Origin of the sequence: Streptomyces sp. NPDC047085, assembly GCF_040643735.1 — a bacterium.
In the GTDB taxonomy this organism is placed as follows: domain Bacteria; phylum Actinomycetota; class Actinomycetes; order Streptomycetales; family Streptomycetaceae; genus Streptomyces.
Map to the genome: position 1 here is coordinate 138,067 of NZ_JBEYUW010000016.1, position 19,127 is coordinate 157,193.

At 72.6% G+C, this 19,127-nt stretch carries 17 protein-coding genes; 8 read left to right on the forward strand and 9 right to left on the reverse strand.

The features are described from left to right. Window positions 1–12: 12 nt before the first annotated feature. Window positions 13–528, reverse strand: a complete 516-nt coding sequence (locus ABZ865_RS37260; RefSeq protein WP_361240296.1) for an NUDIX domain-containing protein — start codon at window positions 526–528, stop codon at window positions 13–15. A gap of 80 nt (window positions 529–608) precedes the next feature. Further along, on the reverse strand, window positions 609–1,502 hold the full coding sequence (locus tag ABZ865_RS37265; protein ID WP_361240299.1) for a DMT family transporter: 894 nt from the start codon (window positions 1,500–1,502) through the stop codon (window positions 609–611). 544 nt (window positions 1,503–2,046) lie between these two features. Here ABZ865_RS37265 and ABZ865_RS37270 point away from each other — a divergent pair. From ABZ865_RS37270 to ABZ865_RS37285, 4 genes are all read left to right on the forward strand, one after another. After that, window positions 2,047–3,078, forward strand: coding sequence for a hypothetical protein (locus ABZ865_RS37270; protein WP_361240302.1), 1,032 nt, complete (start codon window positions 2,047–2,049; stop codon window positions 3,076–3,078). Window positions 3,079–3,181: 103 nt separating this feature from the next. Continuing rightward, entirely contained in the window at window positions 3,182–3,916 is a 735-nt protein-coding gene (locus tag ABZ865_RS37275; RefSeq protein WP_361240304.1) for a molybdopterin-dependent oxidoreductase, read from the forward strand. Then, window positions 3,900–4,526, forward strand: coding sequence for a cytochrome b/b6 domain-containing protein (locus tag ABZ865_RS37280; RefSeq protein ID WP_361240307.1), 627 nt, complete (start codon window positions 3,900–3,902; stop codon window positions 4,524–4,526). The genes ABZ865_RS37275 and ABZ865_RS37280 overlap by 17 nt, the downstream gene beginning before the upstream one ends. 257 nt (window positions 4,527–4,783) lie before the next feature. Next, a complete protein-coding gene (locus tag ABZ865_RS37285) occupies window positions 4,784–4,954 on the forward strand; it encodes a hypothetical protein (protein WP_361240310.1) in 171 nt (56 codons plus the stop codon). 212 nt (window positions 4,955–5,166) lie between these two features. On the opposite strand, the gene ABZ865_RS37290 is transcribed toward ABZ865_RS37285, so the two are convergent. Both ABZ865_RS37290 and ABZ865_RS37295 read right to left on the reverse strand, forming a co-directional pair. Then, on the reverse strand, window positions 5,167–6,564 hold the full coding sequence (locus tag ABZ865_RS37290) for a gluconate:H+ symporter (protein WP_361240313.1): 1,398 nt from the start codon (window positions 6,562–6,564) through the stop codon (window positions 5,167–5,169). A 42-nt stretch (window positions 6,565–6,606) separates the two neighbouring features. Beyond that, window positions 6,607–7,125, reverse strand: a complete 519-nt coding sequence (locus tag ABZ865_RS37295; RefSeq protein WP_361240316.1) for a gluconokinase — start codon at window positions 7,123–7,125, stop codon at window positions 6,607–6,609. Window positions 7,126–7,267: 142 nt separating this feature from the next. On the opposite strand from ABZ865_RS37295, the gene ABZ865_RS37300 reads away from it, so the two are divergent. Beyond that, window positions 7,268–7,969 (forward strand): FadR/GntR family transcriptional regulator, encoded by a 702-nt coding sequence (locus ABZ865_RS37300; protein WP_361240319.1) that lies wholly within the window; start codon window positions 7,268–7,270, stop codon window positions 7,967–7,969. A 7-nt stretch (window positions 7,970–7,976) separates the two neighbouring features. Here ABZ865_RS37300 and ABZ865_RS37305 read toward each other — a convergent pair whose 3' ends face one another. Further along, window positions 7,977–8,351, reverse strand: a complete 375-nt coding sequence (locus ABZ865_RS37305; RefSeq protein ID WP_361240322.1) for a YchJ family protein — start codon at window positions 8,349–8,351, stop codon at window positions 7,977–7,979. A gap of 115 nt (window positions 8,352–8,466) precedes the next feature. On the opposite strand from ABZ865_RS37305, the gene ABZ865_RS37310 reads away from it, so the two are divergent. The 3 genes from ABZ865_RS37310 to ABZ865_RS37320 are packed head-to-tail and all read left to right on the forward strand — an operon-like array spanning window position 8,467 to window position 11,268. After that, complete coding sequence (locus tag ABZ865_RS37310; protein ID WP_361240325.1) at window positions 8,467–8,778, forward strand: dsRBD fold-containing protein; 312 nt, start codon at window positions 8,467–8,469, stop codon at window positions 8,776–8,778. An 11-nt stretch (window positions 8,779–8,789) separates the two neighbouring features. Beyond that, window positions 8,790–10,094, forward strand: coding sequence for a phosphoribosyltransferase (locus ABZ865_RS37315; RefSeq protein ID WP_361240328.1), 1,305 nt, complete (start codon window positions 8,790–8,792; stop codon window positions 10,092–10,094). A gap of 40 nt (window positions 10,095–10,134) precedes the next feature. Continuing rightward, window positions 10,135–11,268: a CapA family protein gene (locus ABZ865_RS37320; RefSeq protein WP_361240331.1), complete on the forward strand. Its 1,134-nt coding sequence runs from the start codon at window positions 10,135–10,137 to the stop codon at window positions 11,266–11,268. 6 nt (window positions 11,269–11,274) lie between these two features. On the opposite strand, the gene polX is transcribed toward ABZ865_RS37320, so the two are convergent. From polX to ABZ865_RS37340, 4 genes are all read right to left on the reverse strand, one after another. Next, window positions 11,275–13,005: a DNA polymerase/3'-5' exonuclease PolX gene (polX, locus tag ABZ865_RS37325; protein ID WP_361240334.1), complete on the reverse strand. Its 1,731-nt coding sequence runs from the start codon at window positions 13,003–13,005 to the stop codon at window positions 11,275–11,277. Between the two features lie 80 nt (window positions 13,006–13,085). Continuing rightward, window positions 13,086–13,505: a CBS domain-containing protein gene (locus ABZ865_RS37330; protein WP_361240337.1), complete on the reverse strand. Its 420-nt coding sequence runs from the start codon at window positions 13,503–13,505 to the stop codon at window positions 13,086–13,088. 108 nt (window positions 13,506–13,613) lie between these two features. Continuing rightward, window positions 13,614–14,957, reverse strand: coding sequence for a M1 family metallopeptidase (locus ABZ865_RS37335; protein ID WP_361240339.1), 1,344 nt, complete (start codon window positions 14,955–14,957; stop codon window positions 13,614–13,616). A 74-nt stretch (window positions 14,958–15,031) separates the two neighbouring features. Continuing rightward, window positions 15,032–18,901 (reverse strand): Pls/PosA family non-ribosomal peptide synthetase, encoded by a 3,870-nt coding sequence (locus ABZ865_RS37340; protein WP_361240342.1) that lies wholly within the window; start codon window positions 18,899–18,901, stop codon window positions 15,032–15,034. Window positions 18,902–19,127 lie beyond the last annotated feature (226 nt).

Consider the following 19,127-nt stretch of genomic DNA (forward strand, 5'->3'; position numbering starts at 1 on the left):
CCTACCGGGGTGTCACCGGGCTGCCCGGAACGCCCTCAGCCTCTCGTACGCCGCCAGCCCGTCCGGCGTCCACTCCCACTCGCCGAGCCGCCGCTCCACCTCGTCCTCGGGCAGGAAGTCGTACCACTGCACCTCCTCCGCCTGAGGCTGTACGGGAAGGTCGCAGCGCACCTCGTAGACCGCCGACCACCAGCCGTGCCCGGCGCCGTCGTCGTACAGGAACTTGAAGCGGAACTCGGGCTGGGGCAGCCCGCTCACCCCCAGCTCCTCCTCGGCCTCCCGCAGCGCCGCCTCGTCGTAGGACTCGCCCGCGCCCACGACCCCGCCGACGAACACGTCGTACAGGGAGGGGAAGACCAGCTTGGTGGCGGTGCGGCGGTGGACGAAGATCCGGCCGGCCGCGTCCCGGGCCAGGATGAAGGCGCAGCGGTGGCGCAGCCCGCGGGCGTAGGCCTCGCCGCGCGGGGCCTGGGCGATGACCTGGTCGTTCTCGTCGACGATGTCGAGGACTTCCTCAGCAGGGTTCATGGCGGCCATCCAAGCAGCCCCGGGGGCGCGGCTCGGTACGGCTGTCAGTAGTGCTGTCAGTGCTGCCGTCAGTATTGCTGTCAGTACTGCTGGAGGTCGCGCACCGGTTCCTCCGGCGCAGGGCCGCACGGCATCGCCGGGTGCAGCCCGAGCAGCACGATGCCCGCGACGATCGCCGCGAGCCCGGCCGCCTCCCAGGCCAGCGCCCCGGTGTCGGTGTGCAGCCGGTCGCCGAGGAAGCCCACCCCGCACAGGATCCCGGCCAGCGGCTGAGCGGCCGTCAGCGCGGGCAGCGACATGCGCAGCGGGGCCGTCTCGAACGCGCTCTGCACCAGGATCAGCCCGGTCACGCCGAGCGCGAGCACGCCGTACGGCTGCCAGCCCGTGAACAGCTCCGGGAAACCGCCGGCCGCGAAGCGGGTGCTGCTCACCCGGGTCAGCGCGTCCTGCACGCCGTACAGCAGCCCGGCGGCGGTGGCCAGCAGAACAGGTCCCCAGCTCAGCCGGGACCGCTTGGCGTACGCGGCGAGCAACAGGGCCGCGCCCAGCATCGCGCCGATGATCAGCCAGTGCCGCAGCGGGTCGGTGACGGCGCTTCCGGCGCGCGGCTCGCCCGCCAGGATGAACGCGCTCACACCGCCCGCGAGCAGCGCGAGGCCCGCCCAGCCCTGACGGCCCAGCGGCTGTTTCGTCTGGTGACGGGACAGGGCGAGAGCGAACAGCAGGTTCGTGGCGAGCAACGGCTCGACCAGGGAGATCTCGCCCTTGCCGAGGGCGACGGCACCCAGCGCCATCCCGGTCACCATCAGGGCGATGCCGCCCAGCCAGCGCGGCACCCGCATCAGGTCGAGCAGCAGACGGAACGACAGGAAGTCGCTGAGCGGTGCCTTCTGGGCCACGTTCTGCTGGAGCACGAAGCCGAAGCCCACGCAGCACGCCGCGCTCACGGCGAGCAGGAGAACCAGAACGGACACGCTGCGTACCTCGATCATCCGGCCGGACCACGGGTGCGTAGTGGCCGACTGTAGCGTTCCCGGGACGGCGATGACCTGAGGAGTGCCCGGAACCGGGCAGTTGACTCGGTCACGTCGCCCGGCCGATCGAAAGGTCGATCAGACCGACCACGGATCGGCATCGCGACCGACCACGGATCGGCCTCGCGACCGACCGCGGATCGGCATCGGGGCCGTCCGCGGACCGGCACGGGGACCGACCGTGGATCGGCATCGCGACCGACCGTGGACCGGAACGGGACCGACCGCGGATCGGATCGGCGTGGCGCCGGGACCGTCCCGTCATGGTCCGTCGGGCGCACGCCCCGCGCCATGGCCCACGCCACATCCGCCGACCCGAACTCCGCGTTCCCGGCCCGGCACCGAGAGGCCCCGTGCCGCAAGTTCCCCTTCCCGCACGGTGCTTGAACGCAATAACATTCCGGTTCCGCTTGACGCAAACCGTGGCGGGGGGTTGGCTGTGCGTGATCGGTCGATGGCAGCCCGAGAAACAGGAAGTCCCGCGGTGCCCTCATTCCCGCCTCTGCTCGGCGCAAGCCGGGCCCCCACGGAACCGTCCGGCGACACCGCCCCGGGCGACTCCAGCGCGTTAAAAACGGGCCTCGACGCCCACGCCGACGCCTCCGACGCCCACGCCGACGCGTTCGACAGCACTCTCGGCGACGTCGAACTCCTCGCCGCCCGGGCCGCGTTGACCCAGGGCCGCTGGCAGGCCGCCCGCTCGCTGCTGCTGCACACCGGCGACGACTGGGACCGCCGGGGCCACCGCGTCACCGTGCTCGCCCGGGAGCCGTACGCCACCGCCTGGGCCCGGGAGTGGCAGCTCGCCGAGCCCGAGTCCGCCGACGCCGCCACCCTCCTCGCACTGTCCCTGGTCCGGCGGGCCCTGCGCGGCAAGGAGGATCCCGAGCGCGCCCGCGAGGGCTGCCGCACCGCCGCCGCGCTCGCCCCCGCCGACCCCACCCCCTGGCTCGGCCTGCTCCTGCTGGCCCGCACGTTCGGGCCGGAGACCGAGCTGCTCCGAACCTTCGCGGAGCTGCGCGAGCGCCACCCCGAGCACCACCACGGCCACCATCTGCTGGTCGCCCGCCTCGCCGAGCGGCCCCGCGGCCGCGGGGCCGAGTCCCACGAGGTGTACGACCTCGCCGAGTACGCGGCCGCCGAGGCCCCCGCCGACTCCCCGCTGGCCGTCCTCCCGGTGGTCGCCTACGCCGAGCGCTACCGCGTGCTGGCCGCCACCGGCCTCGCCCCCGCCGACCCGGCCGCCACCGGGCACTGGTCCGGCCCCCGGGCCCGCCGGATCCTCCGCGCGTCCTTCGACTGGTGGCTGGAGTGGGAGCACGACGAGCACCCGCGCCGCCACATCGACCTCAACCACCTGGCCTTCGCCATGTCCTGCGCCGGCCGCCCGGCCGAGGCGGCGGCCCTCTTCCAGCGCATCGGCGCCCACGCCACCCCGGCCCCCTGGTCGTACCCGCACCGCGACCCCCGCACGGCCTTCGCCACGGCCCGCGCCCGCGCCCTGGGCGCGATGTAGGCGACGCCCCGCAGCGGAGACCCCCGTAAGAATTGATTACGGAACTCTGACCGACGTCCGTACTCCCTGGCCCCGCCCGGGCGAGGAGTGCTCGAATAAGCATGTGAACTCCGAACGATCCGAGGCCCCCGACGCGCAGGGCAGGCCCGTCGGCCGCCGCGTCTTCCTCGGCACCCTGGGCCTGGGCGCCCTCGGCGTGGCCACGGCGCCCGTGCTCCAGCGCGGCCTGGAGGGCTTCCTCGGCACCGTCTCCGGCAAGGACCCGACGGGCCTGACCGGCCTGCTGCCCAACGGCGGCGGATTCCGCTACTACTCGGTCGCCGCGTCCGTCCCGCACAAGGGCCCCGCCGACTACCGGCTCACCGTCGACGGACTGGTCGACCACCCGGGCACCTACACCCTCGCCGACCTGCGCGCCCTGCCGCAGACCCGGCTGGTCAGGGACGTCCAGTGCGTCACCGGCTGGCGGGTCCCGGGCACCCCGTTCGAGGGGGTGCGGCTCGCCGACCTGCTGGACGCGGCGGGCGTACGGCCGTCCGCGAGGGCCATCCGCTTCACCTGCTTCGACGGCACCTACACCGAGAGCCTCACCCTCGACCAGGCCCGCCGCCCGGACGTCCTGGTCGCGCTGCGCATGCAGGACAAGGACATCGGCCACGACCACGGCGGCCCCGTCCGCCTCTATGTCGCCCCCATGTACTTCTACAAGTCCGCCAAGTGGCTGTCGGGGATCACGGTCACCGACAGCGTCCGGCCCGGCTACTGGGAGGAGCTCGGCTACGACGTCGACGCGTGGGTGGGCCGTTCGAACGGACGGACCGATGAGCCTACGAGCTGAGACCCCGGCGCCGCCGAGCGCCCGTGTCCACCGCTTCACCCGCGCGGAGAGGTGGGTGCACCGCACGACCGCCGCGCTGATGGGTGTGTGCGTCGTCACAGCGGCCTGCCTCTACATCCCGCAACTGGCCGTGCTCGTGGGCCGCCGCGAGCTGGTCGTCCGCATCCACGAGTGCGCCGGTCTCGCGCTGCCCGTGCCCGTCCTGCTGGGCCTGGCCTCCCGTGCCTTCCGCGCCGACCTGCGCTTCCTCAACCGCTTCGGCCCGCACGACAGGGTCTGGCTGCGCGCCGCGCTGGTCCGCGACAAGCGCCGCTCCTCGCGCCCGGCGGGCAAGTTCAACGCCGGTCAGAAGATCTACGCGGCCTGGATCGCCGGTGCCACCCTGGTCATGCTGGGCACGGGCCTGATGATGTGGTTCACCCACCTCACCCCGCTGATGTGGCGCACCTCGGCCACCTTCGTCCACGACTGGCTGGCCCTGACCATCGGTGTGGTCCTGGCGGGCCACATCGGCATGGCGCTGGGCGATCCGGAGGCGCGACGGGGCTTGCGGACGGGGGCGGTCAGCAGGGAGTGGGCCAAGCAGGAGCACCCCTTGTGGCGCCCCTGAGGTGAGTCCCGTTCGTGGCGGCGCCCCTGAGGGAAGTCCCGCTCGTGCCGCGGCCCTTGAGGCTTCTTCCGCGGCTGATGCACTTGGCCCCCGCGGGCCCGCCGTCCCGGGACCGGCGGGCCGGCGCCTCGCAGGGCGCCGACGCGGGGTAACCGGAACCTACGCCTCCGCCAGTTGAAATGGAAGCCCCGATTCCCATTGACCCTCGACGTGCACCCATGCACCCTGAACCCCACGCACCACGAGGGAGCACAGGAATGAGCCGAGCCACGGAGACGCTCCGCGTCGTCGAGTACTGGACGGACAAGGACACCCACGTGATCATTCCGGTCCAACGGACCGAAGAAGTCGACCGCATGAGCGACGCGCAGCTGATCTCGACGTTCGGCAACCCCGAAGACGGCGCGGTCGCCCGCATCGTCCACTAGGAAGGTCACGCGTCAGCGCGCCCGTCGGCGCACTCCGGGCACCGCCCGCAGGGAGTCGCGGGGTGCAGCCGTGAACTCCAGGAGTCGGGCGGGCAGTTGGATGCCCGCGTTGTCGACCGGGATGCCAGCGGGCTCACCCGCTCCTCGACGCCGTGCGGCCGCTGATGTCGAAGAGAGGGTGAGCCGTCATCGCCGTACCGCTCCCGGATTTCCTAGATGACCAGTGAGAGCAGCAGGACCAGACCGCCGGCGACCACGGAGATGATCGTCTCCATCACCGACCAGGTCTTCACCGTCTGCCCGACGCTGAGCCCGAAGTACTCCTTCACGAGCCAGAAACCGGCGTCGTTGACATGGCTGAAGAAGAGCGAGCCGGCGCCGATGGCCAGGACCAGCAGGGAGGCGTGGGTGGTCGACATGTCGGCCGCCAGCGGAGCCACGAGCCCCGCCGCCGACACGGTGGCGACCGTCGCCGAACCCGTCGCCAGCCGGATCGCCACCGCGATCAGCCAGGCCAGCAGCAGCGCCGGGATCGACCAGTCCTTGGAGATGTCCAGGATCATCTGACCCACACCGGAGTCGATCAGCGTCTGCTTGAAGCCACCGCCCGCGCCGACGATCAGCAGGATGCCGGCGATGGGCATCAGGCCCTTGTCGACGGTCTGCTGGAGCCGCTCCTTGCTGAACCCGGCGGGCCGGCCCAGCGTGAAGAAGCCGACGATCACCGCGGCGAGCAGCGCGATCAGCGGGGAGCCGATGATGTCGAAGACCCGCTGGTTCATGTTGGCGGGGTCGTCGACGACGATGTCCACCAGTGCCTTGGCCAGCATCAGCACCACCGGCAGCAGCACCGTGGCGAGCGTGGCGCCGAAGCCCGGACGGCGCTCCAACTGCTCCGAGGCGCGCTCGGGCAGCATCCGGTCGGGAGCCGGGACGTCCACCCAGCGGGCGGCCACCTTCGAGAACAGCGGACCGGCGATGATCACCGTGGGGATGGCGACCAGGATGCCGAGCGCCAGGGTCACGCCCAGGTTGGCCTTGACCGCGTCGATCGCGACCAGCGGGCCGGGGTGCGGCGGGATCAGGCCGTGCATCACGGACAGACCGGCCAGCGCCGGGATGCCGATGCGCATCAGGGAGTAGTTGCCGCGCTTGGCGACCATCAGCACGACCGGGATCAGCAGCACGATGCCGACCTCGAAGAACAGCGGCAGGCCGATCACGGAGGCGATCAGCACCATCGCCCACGGCATGGCCCGCCCGCCGGCCTTGGCGAGGATCGTGTCGACGATCTCGTCGGCACCGCCGGAGTCGGCGAGCAGTTTGCCCAGGATCGCCCCGAGCGCGATCAGGACACCGACGCCGGCCACCGTGCTGCCCAGGCCGGTCGTGAAGCTGAGGATCGCCTTGTCGAGCGGCGCTCCGGCGACCGCGCCGAGCACCAGCGAGCCGATGGTCAGGGACAGAAAGGCGTGCAGCTTGAACTTGGTGATGAGAACGACGATGACGGCGATGCCCGCCAGGACGGCTGTGCCCAGCTGAGCATGACCGGCCGAGGTGATCGGCGGAACAGGGTCCGCTGCCAGCATCTCGACGCTGAGTCTGGTCACGGGGAGTTTCCCTTTGCAGATATGGGGACGAGGGGTGGGGTGCTACTCGGATGTGTCGGAAAGGGCGTCCAGGGCCTTCACCGCGCGCTCGGTGATCTCCTCGGGGTCACCGCTGACGCTGACGGCGACTCCCGCCTCGTCGGGCTCCAGCGGCTGGAGCGTCGCGAACTGGGAGTCCAGCAGCGCCGTCGGCATGAAGTGACCCTGCCGGTGGGACATCCGGTCCTCGATCAGCTTCCGGTCGCCCGTGAGGTGCACGAACACGATCCCGGGAGCGACGGCCCTGAGCCGGTCGCGGTACGACCGCTTCAGCGCCGAGCTGCTGACCACCCCACCGAGTCCCGCTCTGCCGTGCGCCCAGTGCCCGATGGCGTCGAGCCACGGCCACCTGTCGGCGTCCTCCAGCGGGATCCCGGCCGTCATCTTGTCGATGTTGGCCTTCGGGTGGAAGTCGTCGCCCTCGGCGTACGGAACGCCCAGCCGGGCGGCGAGCAACGGACCGATCGTGGTCTTGCCCGTCCCGGCGACGCCCATCACGACGACGACCTGGGGGGTGCGCATGACTGCCTCACTGTCTTCTTCGACATCCGACGCCGACATCCGGCGTCGCCACACTGAAACCTATTAGGTACGACGAATTCAAGAGTGTGTGACGTATAAGTCTGACTTTTTGTCTCCGTGATCCACGCCGTACGCTGAGTGCATGAGCACATTGGGCCGGGGGCTGCACGGCCGTGTACTGGACACCCTCGGCCCCGCGATCACCGCGGGCGAGTACCCGCCGGGCAGCGTTCTGCGCACCGACGAACTGGCACAGCACTTCGAGGTGTCGCGGTCCGTGATGCGCGAGGCCGTGCGCGTGCTGGAGTCCATGCACCTGGTCGAGTCCCGCCGCCGCGTGGGCGTGACGGTCCGCCCCGAGGCCGAGTGGAACGTCTACGACCCCCAGGTCATCCGCTGGCGCCTGGCCGGCGCCGACCGCCCGCGGCAGCTGCGCTCCCTGACCGTGCTGCGCTCGGCGGTCGAACCCGTCGCGGCGGGCCTGGCCGCCAGGAACGCCACGCCCGAGCAGTGCGCCGAACTCACCGAGTGCGCCCTCGGCATGGTCGCCAACTCACGCGGCCACAAGCTGGAGGGGTACCTGGTCCACGACATCGCCTTCCACCGGGTCATCCTCACGGCCTCGGGCAACGAGATGTTCGCCCGCCTCGGGGACGTCGTCGCGGAGGTGCTGGCGGGCCGCACCCATCACGAGGTCATGTTCGAGGACCCCGACCCGGCCGCCGTCACCCTGCACGTACAGGTCGCGGAGGCGGTCCGCGAGGGCGACGCCACCCGCGCCGAGGAACTGACCCGGCAGATCACCGTGGGCGCCCTCCAGGAACTGGACATCCTGGCGCCCTGAGGGACGGTCAGTCGAGGAAGTCCCCGTCGACGTACACCCACGCCCCGTCCACCCGCTCGAACCGGCTCCGCTCGTGCAGCGAGCCGCCGCGGTAGGAGGCACGGAAGGTCACGGTGCCCGTGGTGTGGAAGGCGGACCCGTCCGTGCCGTCCAGGATCTCCAGCCCCGTCCACTTCATGCGCGGATCCAGATCCAGCCGCTCCGGCCGGGTCCTCGGGTGCCACGTCCGCAGCAGATACCCCGCGTCCCCCTTCACGAACGCGCAGTACCGCGACCGCATGAGCGCCTCGGCCGTGGGCGCGGCCGCCGAGCCCGAGTGGTAGCGGCCGCAGCAGGCGTCGTAGGACTCGGGGCGGCCGCAGGGGCAGGTGCGCGTGGTCATGGGCCCCATTCTGCCCGTACCAGCGGAGGCGCCGACGTCCGGCGCGGTGCACAGTGGAAGGGGAGACGCGCAGGTGCGCCCCCTTGCCGCGCAGCGCAGTGAGGAGGGACGGACGATGACCCGACCCGTGAGCAGCACTCCGACGTCCGTCAAGGAGTGGCGGCTGAACCTGTATCTGTCCGAACACGACCCGGACACCACCGCCCGGATCGTCCTGGACACCGGTGACAACATCCTGGAGAGCCGCGCCGAGGCCCGCCGCAATCCCGTGGACCAGGCGGTCCCGGAGATAGGCGACGAACTCGCGGCCGGCCGCGCCCTGATAGCCATGGGGCATGTGCTGCTGAGCGCGGCCCAGGGCGACATCAAGGCGATGGGAGCGACCGAGACGGAGGCTCCCGCGGGGCTCTGGCAGCCCCAGGAGTGAGGGAGGCCGTCGTGCCCTTCTCGGACCGACTCGAAGCGGGCCGGCGCCTGGGCGCCCGCCTGGAGTACCTCAGGGGCCAGGACGTCGTGGTGCTGGGGCTGCCCCGGGGCGGGGTGCCGGTCGCCGCGCAGGTCGCCGACGCCCTGGACGCCCCGCTGGACGTCTGCCTGGTGCGCAAGCTGGGCGTGCCCGAGCAGCCGGAACTGGGGATGGGAGCGATCGGCGAGGACGACGTACGCGTCATCAACCAGCAGGTGATGGCCGGGGCGCACGTCAGCCAGGAGGATCTGGACCGGGTCGAGGAGCACGAGCGCGAGGTGCTGCGGCAGCGGGCCGAACGCTACCGGGGCGAGCGCCCCGCCCCGGCCGTCGCCGGCCGCACCGTGGTCATCGTCGACGACGGCGTGGCCACCGGCTCCACCGCCCGGGCGGCCTGCCGGATCGCCCGGGCCCGGGGCGCGGCCCGGATCGTGCTGGCGATCCCGGTGGCCCCCTGGGACTTCGCCCAGCGGCTGGGCGACGAGGCGGACGAACTGGTCTGCCTGGAGACCCCTTCCGACTTCATGGCGATCGGTCAGTTCTACGGCGACTTCACCCAGACCGACGACGAAGAGGTGACCGCCTGGCTCCGGCGGGCGGCCGAGCGCCACGAGCGCTTCGAGGGCTCCGGGTCCGTGGACCGGGAGGTGGAGGTGACGGCCGGCACCGTGCGGCTGCGCGGCCGGCTCACCGTGCCCGAGGGCGCGACCGGCGTCGTGGCCTTCGCCCACGGCAGCGGCAGCAGCCGGCACAGCCCCCGCAACCGGGTCGTCGCCGAGGGCCTGAACCGGGCCGGTCTCGGCACGCTGCTGTTCGACCTGCTCACCGAGGACGAGGAGCGCGACCGGGCCAACGTGTTCGACATCGAGCTGCTCGCCGGCCGGCTGGTGGGCGCCGCCGCCTGGCTGCGGGCGGAACCCGACGTCGAGGGGCTCGCCGTCGGCTACTTCGGCGCCAGCACCGGCGCGGCCGCCGCGCTCTGGGCCGCCGCGGACCCCTCGGCCCGGCCCGCCGCGGTCGTCTCCCGCGGCGGCCGGCCCGACCTCGCCGGACCACGGCTGCCCGAGGTGACGGCACCCACGCTGCTCATCGTGGGCGGCGCCGACCTCCAGGTCCGCGACCTCAACCGCGAGGCGCAGAACCGGATGCACTGCGAGAACCGGCTGGCGATCGTCCCCGGCGCCACCCACCTGTTCGAGGAGCCCGGCGCACTGGAGGCCGTGACCGACCTGGCCTGCGACTGGTTCATCGACCACATGGCACCCGCGCACGTGTAGCGCGCGGACAACTCGGGGACCGGCGCGAGGAGTTCGGGCCATGCGTGAGGGCGCCGTCACCCTGTTCGTCGCCGGCGACGTCATGCTCGGCCGGGGCGTCGACCAGATCCTCCCGCACCCCGGCGATCCCGTCCTGCGCGAGGACTGCGTCACCGACGCCCGGGGCTACGTCTCCCTGGCGGAGGCCGTCAACGGCCCGATACCCCGCCCGGTCGACCCCGCCTGGCCCTGGGGCGAGGCGCTGCCGGTCCTGGAGCGTGCCGCACCCGACGTCCGTGTGATCAACCTGGAGACCGCCGTCACCCAGAACGGCGACTTCGCCCCGGGCAAGGCCGTCCACTACCGCATGCACCCCGCCAACCTGCCCTGCCTCGCCGCCGCCCGCCCCGACGTCTGCGTCCTCGCCAACAACCACGTCCTCGACTTCGGTCCGCCCGGCCTGGCCGAGACCCTGGACTCCCTGGCACAGGCCGGGCTCACGACGGCGGGCGCGGGCCGGGACGCGGACGCGGCCTGGCGTCCGGCGGCCGTCCCGCTGCGCACCGGCGGACGCGTCCTCGTCCTCTCCTTCGGCATGCCCACCAGCGGCATCCCGCACAGCTGGGCCGCCGGCCCCGACCGGTCCGGCGTGGCCCTCGTCGACGCGCCGAACGCGACCGCCGCCGCCGACCTCGCCGACCGCCTGCGCCGCACCGTACGCCCGGACGACATCGTGGTCGCCTCCGTCCACTGGGGCCCGAACTGGGGCTACGGCGTCTCCCGCGACGAGATCCGGTTCGCCCACGCGCTCGTCGACGCCGGCGCCGACGTCGTCCACGGCCACTCCTCGCACCACCCCCGGCCCCTGGAGATCTACCACGACCGGCTCGTCCTGTACGGCTGCGGCGACCTCGTCGACGACTACGAGGGCATCGGCGGCTACTCCCGCTACCGCGACGACCTGCGGCTGCTGTACCTGGTGTCGGTCGAACCCGGCACCGGCCGGCTGACCGGCCTGCGGATGGTCCCCCTGCAGGCGCGCCGGATACGGCTGGAGCACGCCTCGGCCGAGGACACCGACTGGCTCCGCACCGTCCTCGACCGCTGCAGCCGCCGTGACTTCGGCACCCGCGTCGAGACCGCCGACGACGGCACGCTCACGGTACGAGCCCTGCGCCCCGGCCCCGCCCGGTGACCCGGCTCAGCCCCGCCCGCCCTTGCGCAGGAATCGGCGCAGCCGGGTCAGCGGCCAGGCGTTGATCACATCGTCCTTGGTCAGCCAGCCGCGCTGCGCGGTGCCGACGCCGTAGCGCAGCTGGGCGAGGTGCAGGACCGAGTGGGCGTCGGTGTTCACCGCGAACTTCACCCCGTGCTGCTCCTTGGCGCGCAGGATGTCCTCGTCGCACAGGTCCAGCCGGTCCGGCTGGGCGTTGACCTCCAGCGCCGTGCCGGTGCGGGCACAGACGGCGAACACCTCGTCCCAGTCGGCGTCCACGCCCGGCCGCTTGCCGAGCAGCCGGGTGGTCGGATGGCCGAGGATGTGCACGTGCGGGTTCTCGCAGGCCCGCACCAGCCGCCTGGTCATCGCCTTGCGGCTCAGGTCGAAGTGCGAGTGCAGGGACGCCACGCACAGGTCGAAACCGGCGAGGAACTCGTCCGGCCAGTCCACCTCGCCGTCCGGGCCGATGTTCAGCTCCGTGCCGTGCAGCAGCCGCATCCGGTGCTGGGTCCCGTCCAGCTCCCGCAGCCGCTCCCGCTGGGCGAGGATCTTCTCGTCCGTCATGCGCTGCATGTAGAGATTGGGCGCATGGTCGGTGACCGCGTAGTACGCGTACCCGCGCTCGGCGGCCGCCTCCACCATCGCCTCCAGCGGGGCCAGCCCGTCGGTGAGGTCGGTGTGCGTGTGCAGATCGCCGCGGATGTCCCGCTCGGTCACCACCTCGGGCAACTCCCCGCGCTGCGCCGCCTGCACCTCCCCGCGGTCCTCCCGCAGCGTCGGCGGGATCCACGGCAGGCCGAGCCGCTCGTACACGTCCTCCTCCGTCCGGGAGGCGACCGACTCCCCGCTGTCCGCGTCGAACAGCCCGTACTCGGACAGCTTCAGGCCCTCCCGGACGGCGATGGTCCGGGTACGGATGTTGTGCGCCTTGGACCCCGTGAAGTACTGCAGCCCCGCGCCCCACGAGTCCGGCGGCAGCACCCTCAGATCGACCTGGACACCCTTGGTGGTGCGGATCGAGGTCTTCTTCTCGCCCGTGGCGATGGTCTCGGCGGTCGACGGCAGCGCGCCGAGCGCCTCCATGAACGGCGCCGACCGCTTCGCCGCCACCAGGATGTCGATGTCGCCGATGGTCTCCCGCATCCGCCGCAGCGACCCCGCGTACGTGCACTTCTTGCAGCCGGTGACCTGCGACAGCTCGGCGACGATGCTCTCCGCGGTGTCCAGCGCCAGCGGGATCAGGATGCGGCCGCCGGCCTGCTGCATCAGCTGGATGCCGTGCAGGATGTTCTCCTGCGTCTTCTCCCCGAAGCCCTTCAGATCGGCCAGCGCGTCCGACTCGATCGCCGCGGCCAGCTCCTGCACCGACGAGATGTGCAGGTCCTCGTAGAGCCGCATCGCCTTCTTGGGGCCGAGCGTGGGGATCGTGATCAGCTCCCGCACCCCGGCGGGGATCTTCGCCCGGCGCTCCTCGACCACCGAGACCTTGCCGGTGCGCAGATACTCCAGCACCTTGTCGGCGATCGACCGGCCCACGTTCGGGATCTCCCGGAGGCCGTCCTCGTCCATCTGCGCGATGTCGACCGGATGGCCGCCGATGGCACGCGCGGCCTTCTCGTAGGCGCGCGCCTTGAACGCGTCGCCTCCCGTGATCGCGATGAGGTCCGCGTACTCCCGCAGGAGCGCCTCGACCTCGTCATTGGGCCGGGCCACGATTCCAGTCCAGGGACAGAGCCGGCGACGCCGGCCGGAGATCCGGCCGGCACCACCGGCGTCGGGCCGGGGAAAACGGTTCAGGCCTTCGCGTAGACCTTCTCGACGAAGTCGGCCAGTTGCCGGTCCGTCACGTGGGTCACCAGATCGGCCTCACTGATCATGCCGACGAGTTTCTTGTTCTTGATGACCGGCAGCCTGCGTATCTGGTGGCTCTCCATCTCCTCCAGCACGTCGGCCACGGTCGCGTCCGCGTCGATCCAGCGCGGCGTGCCCTCGGCCAGGTCACCACACGTCACCTTCGACGGATCGTGGCCCTTGGCGATGCACTTCACAACGATGTCGCGGTCCGTGATGATGCCGGCCATCCGTTCGTCGCGGCCGCTGACGGGCAGCGCGCCCACGTTCAGTCGCGCCATCAGCTGCGCGGCCCGGTCGAGAGTCTCGGTCGCGGGGATCCACTGGGCCCCGGGATGCATGATGTCTGCGGCGGTGGTCATGGGTTCAACCTCCTGGAGCACACGCCCCTACGGGCACGGAGGGCGTCCTCCTTCCACCGTACGAGCGTGTCCCCGTCCCCGCGACAGCCCGGAGCGGTTCCGCCCGAGCTAGACCGCCGCGCGGGTGCCGAGCGTCGGCAGCGGCGGCAGCGCCGCCCGGTACACCCACGCGTCGAACAGCCCGTCCAGCGGCTCGCCCGCGAACCGGCCCACATGCTCGGCGAACGCCGCCGTCGTCACCGACCCGTTCCGGTGCAGCCGCACCCAGCTGCGCACCATGAGGAAGAACGCCTCGTCGCCCAGCGCGCAGCGCACCGCGTGCAGGACCAGGCCGCCCCGCTCGTAGAGCCGGTCGTCGAACATCGACTTGCGGCCCGGATCGGCCAGCCGCAGATCCTGCGGCAGCGTGGCCAGCAACCGGTGTGCGGCGGCGGCCAGTTGCTGGGCGCTCCGGCCGCCCGAGCGCTCGGACCACAGCCACTCCGCGTACTTGGCGAAGCCCTCGTTCAGCCAGATGTGCCGCCAGTCCGCGATGGACACGCAGTTGCCGAACCACTGGTGCGCCAGCTCGTGCGCCACCAGCCGCTCCGAACCCCGCGCCCCGTCCACATGGTTGGAACCGAACAGCGACAACCCCTGTGCCTCGACCGGCACATCGAGTTCCTCCTCGGTCACCGCGACCGCGTACTCGTCGAACGGGTACGGCCCGAACAGCTCCTGGAACAGCTCCATCATCGCGGGCTGCCGCGCGAAGTCCCGCGAGAACTGGGGGAGCAGACGCGCCGGGATGTGCCCGTGCTGCGGGATGCCGCCCGGACCCGGGTCGCCCAGCAGCACGGTCTGGAACTTGCCGATCACGAGACCGACCAGATAGCTGGAGGTGGGTGCGGACTGCTCGTACACCCAGGTGGTCGTCGAGGCCTTCGTCGTACGGGTCAGCAGCCGCCCGCCCGCGACCACCGCGTACGCGGACGGTGTGGTGACCGAGATCAGGTACGACGCCTTGTCGGCGGGCCGGTCGTTGCACGGGTACCAGGACGGCGCCCCGACCGGCTGGCTCGCCACCAGCGCCCCGTCCTCCAGCTCCTCCCAGCCGATCCCGCCCCACGGGCTGGCCACCGGCCTGGGGTTGCCGGACCAGTGCACCTCGACCGTGAAGGCCGCCCCGGCCCGGACCGGCTTGGCCGGGCGCACGCGCAGCCTGCCGCCGCGGTGCGTGTAGTGCGGCTGCCGGCCGTCCACCCGCACCCGGCCGATCCTGAAGTCGGCCAGATTGAGCTGGAACTCGGTGAGCGCCGCCCGTCCCGCGATGGCGTTGATCCGGGCCGTGCCCGCCAGCCGGTTCGGGCCCGGGCGGTAGTCCAGCGTGATCTCGTAGCGGTGCACCCGGTAGCGGGAGTCACCGTTGTCCGGGAAGTACGGGTCCCGGCCGACCGCCTGCTGAACTGCCACTGCTGTGTCCGCTCCCTGCGCCGTTCCACCACTCCGTGCCGGTGCACCACCCACCAGACCCGAGTGGGCAGCGCTCACGGACGCCATGCCTCGATCGGGTTGCCGAGCCAGCGGGTGTCGTCCGGGACGGACTCCGCGGCCATGACGAGCGACGCGGGACCCAGGGTCGTACGGGCCCCGACCGTGCTGCCGGGCAGCACGATCCCGCCAGGGCCCAGCGTGGCGCCCTCACGGAGGACCACAGTATCCGTCCGCAAGATCCGGTCGTGGAAGAGGTGAGTCTGCAGCACGCACCCGCGGTTCACCGTGGCCGCGTCCTCCAGCGTCACCAGGTCCGACTCCGGCAGCCAGTAGCTCTCCACCCACACGCCCCGGCCGATGCGCGCGCCGAGCCCACGCAGCCACGCCGTCATCACCGGCGTCCCCGGCACGGCCCCGGCCAGCCACGGCACCGCCAGCACCTCGACGAACGTGTCCGCCAGCTCGCCCCGCCACACGAACGCACTCCACAGCGGATGTTCCCCGGCCCGGTGCCGCCCCACCAGCAGCCACTTCGCCAGCACGGAGACGACCCCCGCCACGGCACCCGCCGCCGCCAGCACCAGCCCCGACAGCGCCCAGGCCCACGCCCCCAGCGCACTCAGTGCACACAGCGCCGCCACCGTCGCGGCGGCCAGCGCCGCCGAACACAGCACCGGCACGATCCGGCACAGCTCCACCAGACCCCGCGCCCACAGCAGCCGCGCCGGCGGCTCGTACGTACGGCTCTGGTCCCCGCCGGCGGCACTGCGCGGCAGCTTCACCGGCGGCAGCCCCAGATACGAGGTGCCCTTCTTCGCTTTCTTCGGCGTCGCCGACAGCACCCCGACCAGCCCGCCGTCCGGCACGCTCCGCCCCGGCGCGGTCATCCCGGAGTTCCCGAGGAAGGCCCGCCGGCCGATCTCCGCGCGCCCGATCCGCAGCCAGCCGCCCCCCAGCTCGTACGGCGCCGTCAGCGTGTCGTCCGCCAGGAACGCCCCGTCGCCCACGGTCGTCAGGCTCGGCAGCGCGAGCACGGTCGACACCTCCGCCCGCCGCCCGATCCGCATCCCCAGCAGCCGCAGCCACACCGGCGTGACCAGCCCCGCGTACAGCGGGAACAACGTCTCCCGGGACCGGTCCATCAGCTGCGACACGGTCCACGCCTGCCAGCCGACCCGGCCGTGCGTCGGATGCGTGCCCTCGCGCAGACCCAGGCTGAGCACCCGTACGGCGACCAGGATCAGCAGCGCGTACGCCAGCCCGTAGGCGAGCGTGGCCGGGACCAGCCCGAGCGCGGCCCCGCGCAGAGCCCCGGCGAGCGAGGCGCCGGGCGCCACGAAGACGCGGGCGACCAGCAGCGCGGCCACACCCGCGAGCAGGGGCAGGGCACTGAGCCCGAGGCCCGTCACGCCATACATCACCCGCCAGTACGTGCCCCGCTGCGGCCGCTCCTTCGGCCAGTTCCGCTTGGCCTTGCCGAGCTTGACCGCGGGCGCGCCCGCCCACCGCTGACCGGTCGGCACCTGCCCGGTGACCGCCGACCCCGGCGCCACCTCGGCCCGCTTGCCGACCCGCGCCCCCGGGAACAGCACGCTGCGCGTCCCGACGACGGCGTGCGCGCCGACCCGCACCGGACCGATCTCCAGCCGGTCACCGTCCAGCCAGTACCCGCACAGGTCCACCTCGGACTCCACCGCGGCCCCGCGCCCCAGCCGGAGCATGCCGGTGACCGGCGGCAGCGAGTGCAGGTCCACGTCGGGTCCGACCTTGGCGCCCAGTGCCCGCGCGTACCGCTCCAGCCAGGAGCCGGTCAGCGAGGTGGCCCCGCTGAACTCGGCCAGCCGCTCGGCCGCCCACAGCCGCAGATGCACGCTCCCGCCGCGCGGGTACCGCCCCGGTCCGAGGCCCCACAGCAGCAGCCGTGCCCCGCCCGCCGCGAGCGCGATCCGTCCCGGCGGGCTGAAGAACAGCAGGGCCCCGGCCGCCAGGAGCCACCAGGGAGCGGTGGGCAGCCAGGCGTACCCGGGCAGCAGGTTCCCGGCCGCGGCGAGGACCAGCGTCCAGCGCAGCCCGAGCAGCGTGACCAGCGGAAGGAGCAGCAGGAGCTGCACGACCTGGGCGCGGACCGGCACCGGCGCGACCGTGCGCGTACTGCCGTCTTCCTGCGCCGAGGCTTCCAGCCGGCGGGCCAGCTTGCGCAGGGTGGGCTGCTGGTAGATGTCGAGGACGGCGGCGCTCGGGTATCGGGTGCGCAGCCGGGTGGTGAGCTGGGCGGCGGCCAGACTGCTGCCGCCGATCGCGAAGAAGTCGTCCGAGGCGCCGGTCACCGGGATGCCCAGGACCTCCGCCCACTGCTCGGCGAGCCACGCCTCCGTGCCGTACAGCTCGGCCTTCGGCGCCTCCACGCCCTCCAGGGGCCACGGCAGGGCGTTCCGGTCCACCTTCCCGGAGGTCCGGGTCGGCAGCTCGGCGACGGGCGCGAGCAGCGGTACGAGCGCGGCGGGCAGCTCCGCGCGCAGCTTCTCGACGGCGGCCGCGTGGTCCCAGCCGTCCTGGGTGACGACATAGCCGACGAGGAGCTGGTTGCCGCCGCGGGCGGTGCGCACGGCGGCGGCGGCCCCCGCCACCCCGGGCAGCGCCTGCAGCGCGGCGTCCACCTCGCCCAGCTCGATCCGCCGGCCGCCGAGCTTGATCTGCTCGTCGGCCCGCCCGAGGAAGATCAGCCCCTCGGGCTCGGCCCTGACCAGGTCACCGCTCCGGTACGCCCGCTCCCAGCCCAGCGACTCCAGCGGCGCGTACTTCTCCGCGTCCTTCTCGGGGTCGAGATACCGCGCGAGCCCGACCCCACCGATCACGAGCTGCCCGCTGCCGCCCATGGCCACGGGCTCACCGTTCTCGTCGACGACGGCGAGCTCCCACCCGTTCAGCGGCAGCCCGATCCGGACCGGCTCCTCGCCGGTCATCAGCGCCGCACAGGCCACCACGGTCGCCTCCGTCGGCCCGTAGGTGTTCCACACCTCGCGGCCCTCCGTGACCAGCCGCTGCGCCAGCTCGGGCGGGCAGGCCTCGCCGCCGAAGATCAGCAGCCGCACGTCGTTCAGGGTCTCGGGCTCCCAGAGCGCGGCCAGCGTGGGCACCGTCGAGACCACGGTGATCTCCTGCTCGACCAGCCAGGGCCCGAGATCGGCACCGCTCCTGACCTGCGACCGGGGCACCGGCACCAGACAGGCGCCGTATCGCCACGCCAGCCACATCTCCTCGCAGGACGCGTCGAAGGCGACGGACAGCCCCGCCATGACCCGGTCCCCGGGCCCGATCGGCTCCTCGGTCAGGAACAGCGCGGCCTCGGCGTCCACGAACGCGGCGGCGCTGCGGTGCGTGACGGCCACGCCCTTGGGCTTCCCGGTGGACCCGGAGGTGAAGATGATCCAGGCGTCGTTTCCGGCGCCGGGACGGCCGGCCGGGGCCGCGGAGGCACCCTTGGTGCTGATCCGGTGCCCGGCCCCGACGACGGCCCGCACCTCCGCCTCCCCGAACACCAACTCGGCCCGCTCGTCCGGGTCCTCGGCGTCCACGGGAACGTAGGCGGCACCGGCGGCGAGCACGGCGAGAATCGCGACGTACAGCTCGTTGGTCCCCGACGGAACCCGCACCCCGACCCGGTCCCCGAGCCCGACCCCCGCGTCGGCGAGCCGCCGCCGCAACCGCTCGACCTCGACGGCCAGCGCACGGTAGGTGAGACGGTGGGTGCCGTCGTCCAGGGCGAGTTCGTCCGGGTACGACCGCACGGACGCGTCGAAGACGTCGACCAGGGTGCGCGGCGAGGCCGCCGGCCCCGCGGAGAACCGCGCCCTGTCGCCGAACTGCGTGCGGATCTCTTCGTCGAGCAGGCCGAGAGCACTGCTCTCGTCTATGGCTGCCATCGGGTCCTCACGTCGGTCCGGCCGGGTAACAAACCGGAAATGTTAGTACGACGCTAGGTTCCGAACCGTCGCGCGGCCACTCGGAGGGGCCGTTCGAGTGCGCGCAGTGACCGGTCGGAGGTCGCTGACCTGCCGGTCTTCGCACCGGACGAGAGATGGCCCACACGGCCGCCAAGAAGCGGACATTCAGGGGCGGTTGGTACGCCGTCAGGTGCCGCTTCCCGGA

Bases quoted from the DNA above. Each gene is read 5' to 3' on its own strand.
- ABZ865_RS37300 (WP_361240319.1), top strand. From the start codon at position 7,268: ATGAGCACATTGGGCCGGGGGCTGCACGGCCGTGTACTGGACACCCTC.
- ABZ865_RS37310 (WP_361240325.1), top strand. From the start codon at position 8,467: ATGACCCGACCCGTGAGCAGCACTCCGACGTCCGTCAAGGAGTGGCGG.
- ABZ865_RS37295 (WP_361240316.1), bottom strand. From the start codon at position 7,125: ATGCGCACCCCCCAGGTCGTCGTCGTGATGGGCGTCGCCGGGACGGGC.
- ABZ865_RS37280 (WP_361240307.1), top strand. From the start codon at position 3,900: ATGAGCCTACGAGCTGAGACCCCGGCGCCGCCGAGCGCCCGTGTCCAC.
- ABZ865_RS37260 (WP_361240296.1), bottom strand. From the start codon at position 528: ATGAACCCTGCTGAGGAAGTCCTCGACATCGTCGACGAGAACGACCAG.
- ABZ865_RS37340 (WP_361240342.1), bottom strand. From the start codon at position 18,901: ATGGCAGCCATAGACGAGAGCAGTGCTCTCGGCCTGCTCGACGAAGAG.
- ABZ865_RS37285 (WP_361240310.1), top strand. From the start codon at position 4,784: ATGAGCCGAGCCACGGAGACGCTCCGCGTCGTCGAGTACTGGACGGAC.
- ABZ865_RS37330 (WP_361240337.1), bottom strand. From the start codon at position 13,505: ATGACCACCGCCGCAGACATCATGCATCCCGGGGCCCAGTGGATCCCC.
- ABZ865_RS37305 (WP_361240322.1), bottom strand. From the start codon at position 8,351: ATGACCACGCGCACCTGCCCCTGCGGCCGCCCCGAGTCCTACGACGCC.
- ABZ865_RS37320 (WP_361240331.1), top strand. From the start codon at position 10,135: ATGCGTGAGGGCGCCGTCACCCTGTTCGTCGCCGGCGACGTCATGCTC.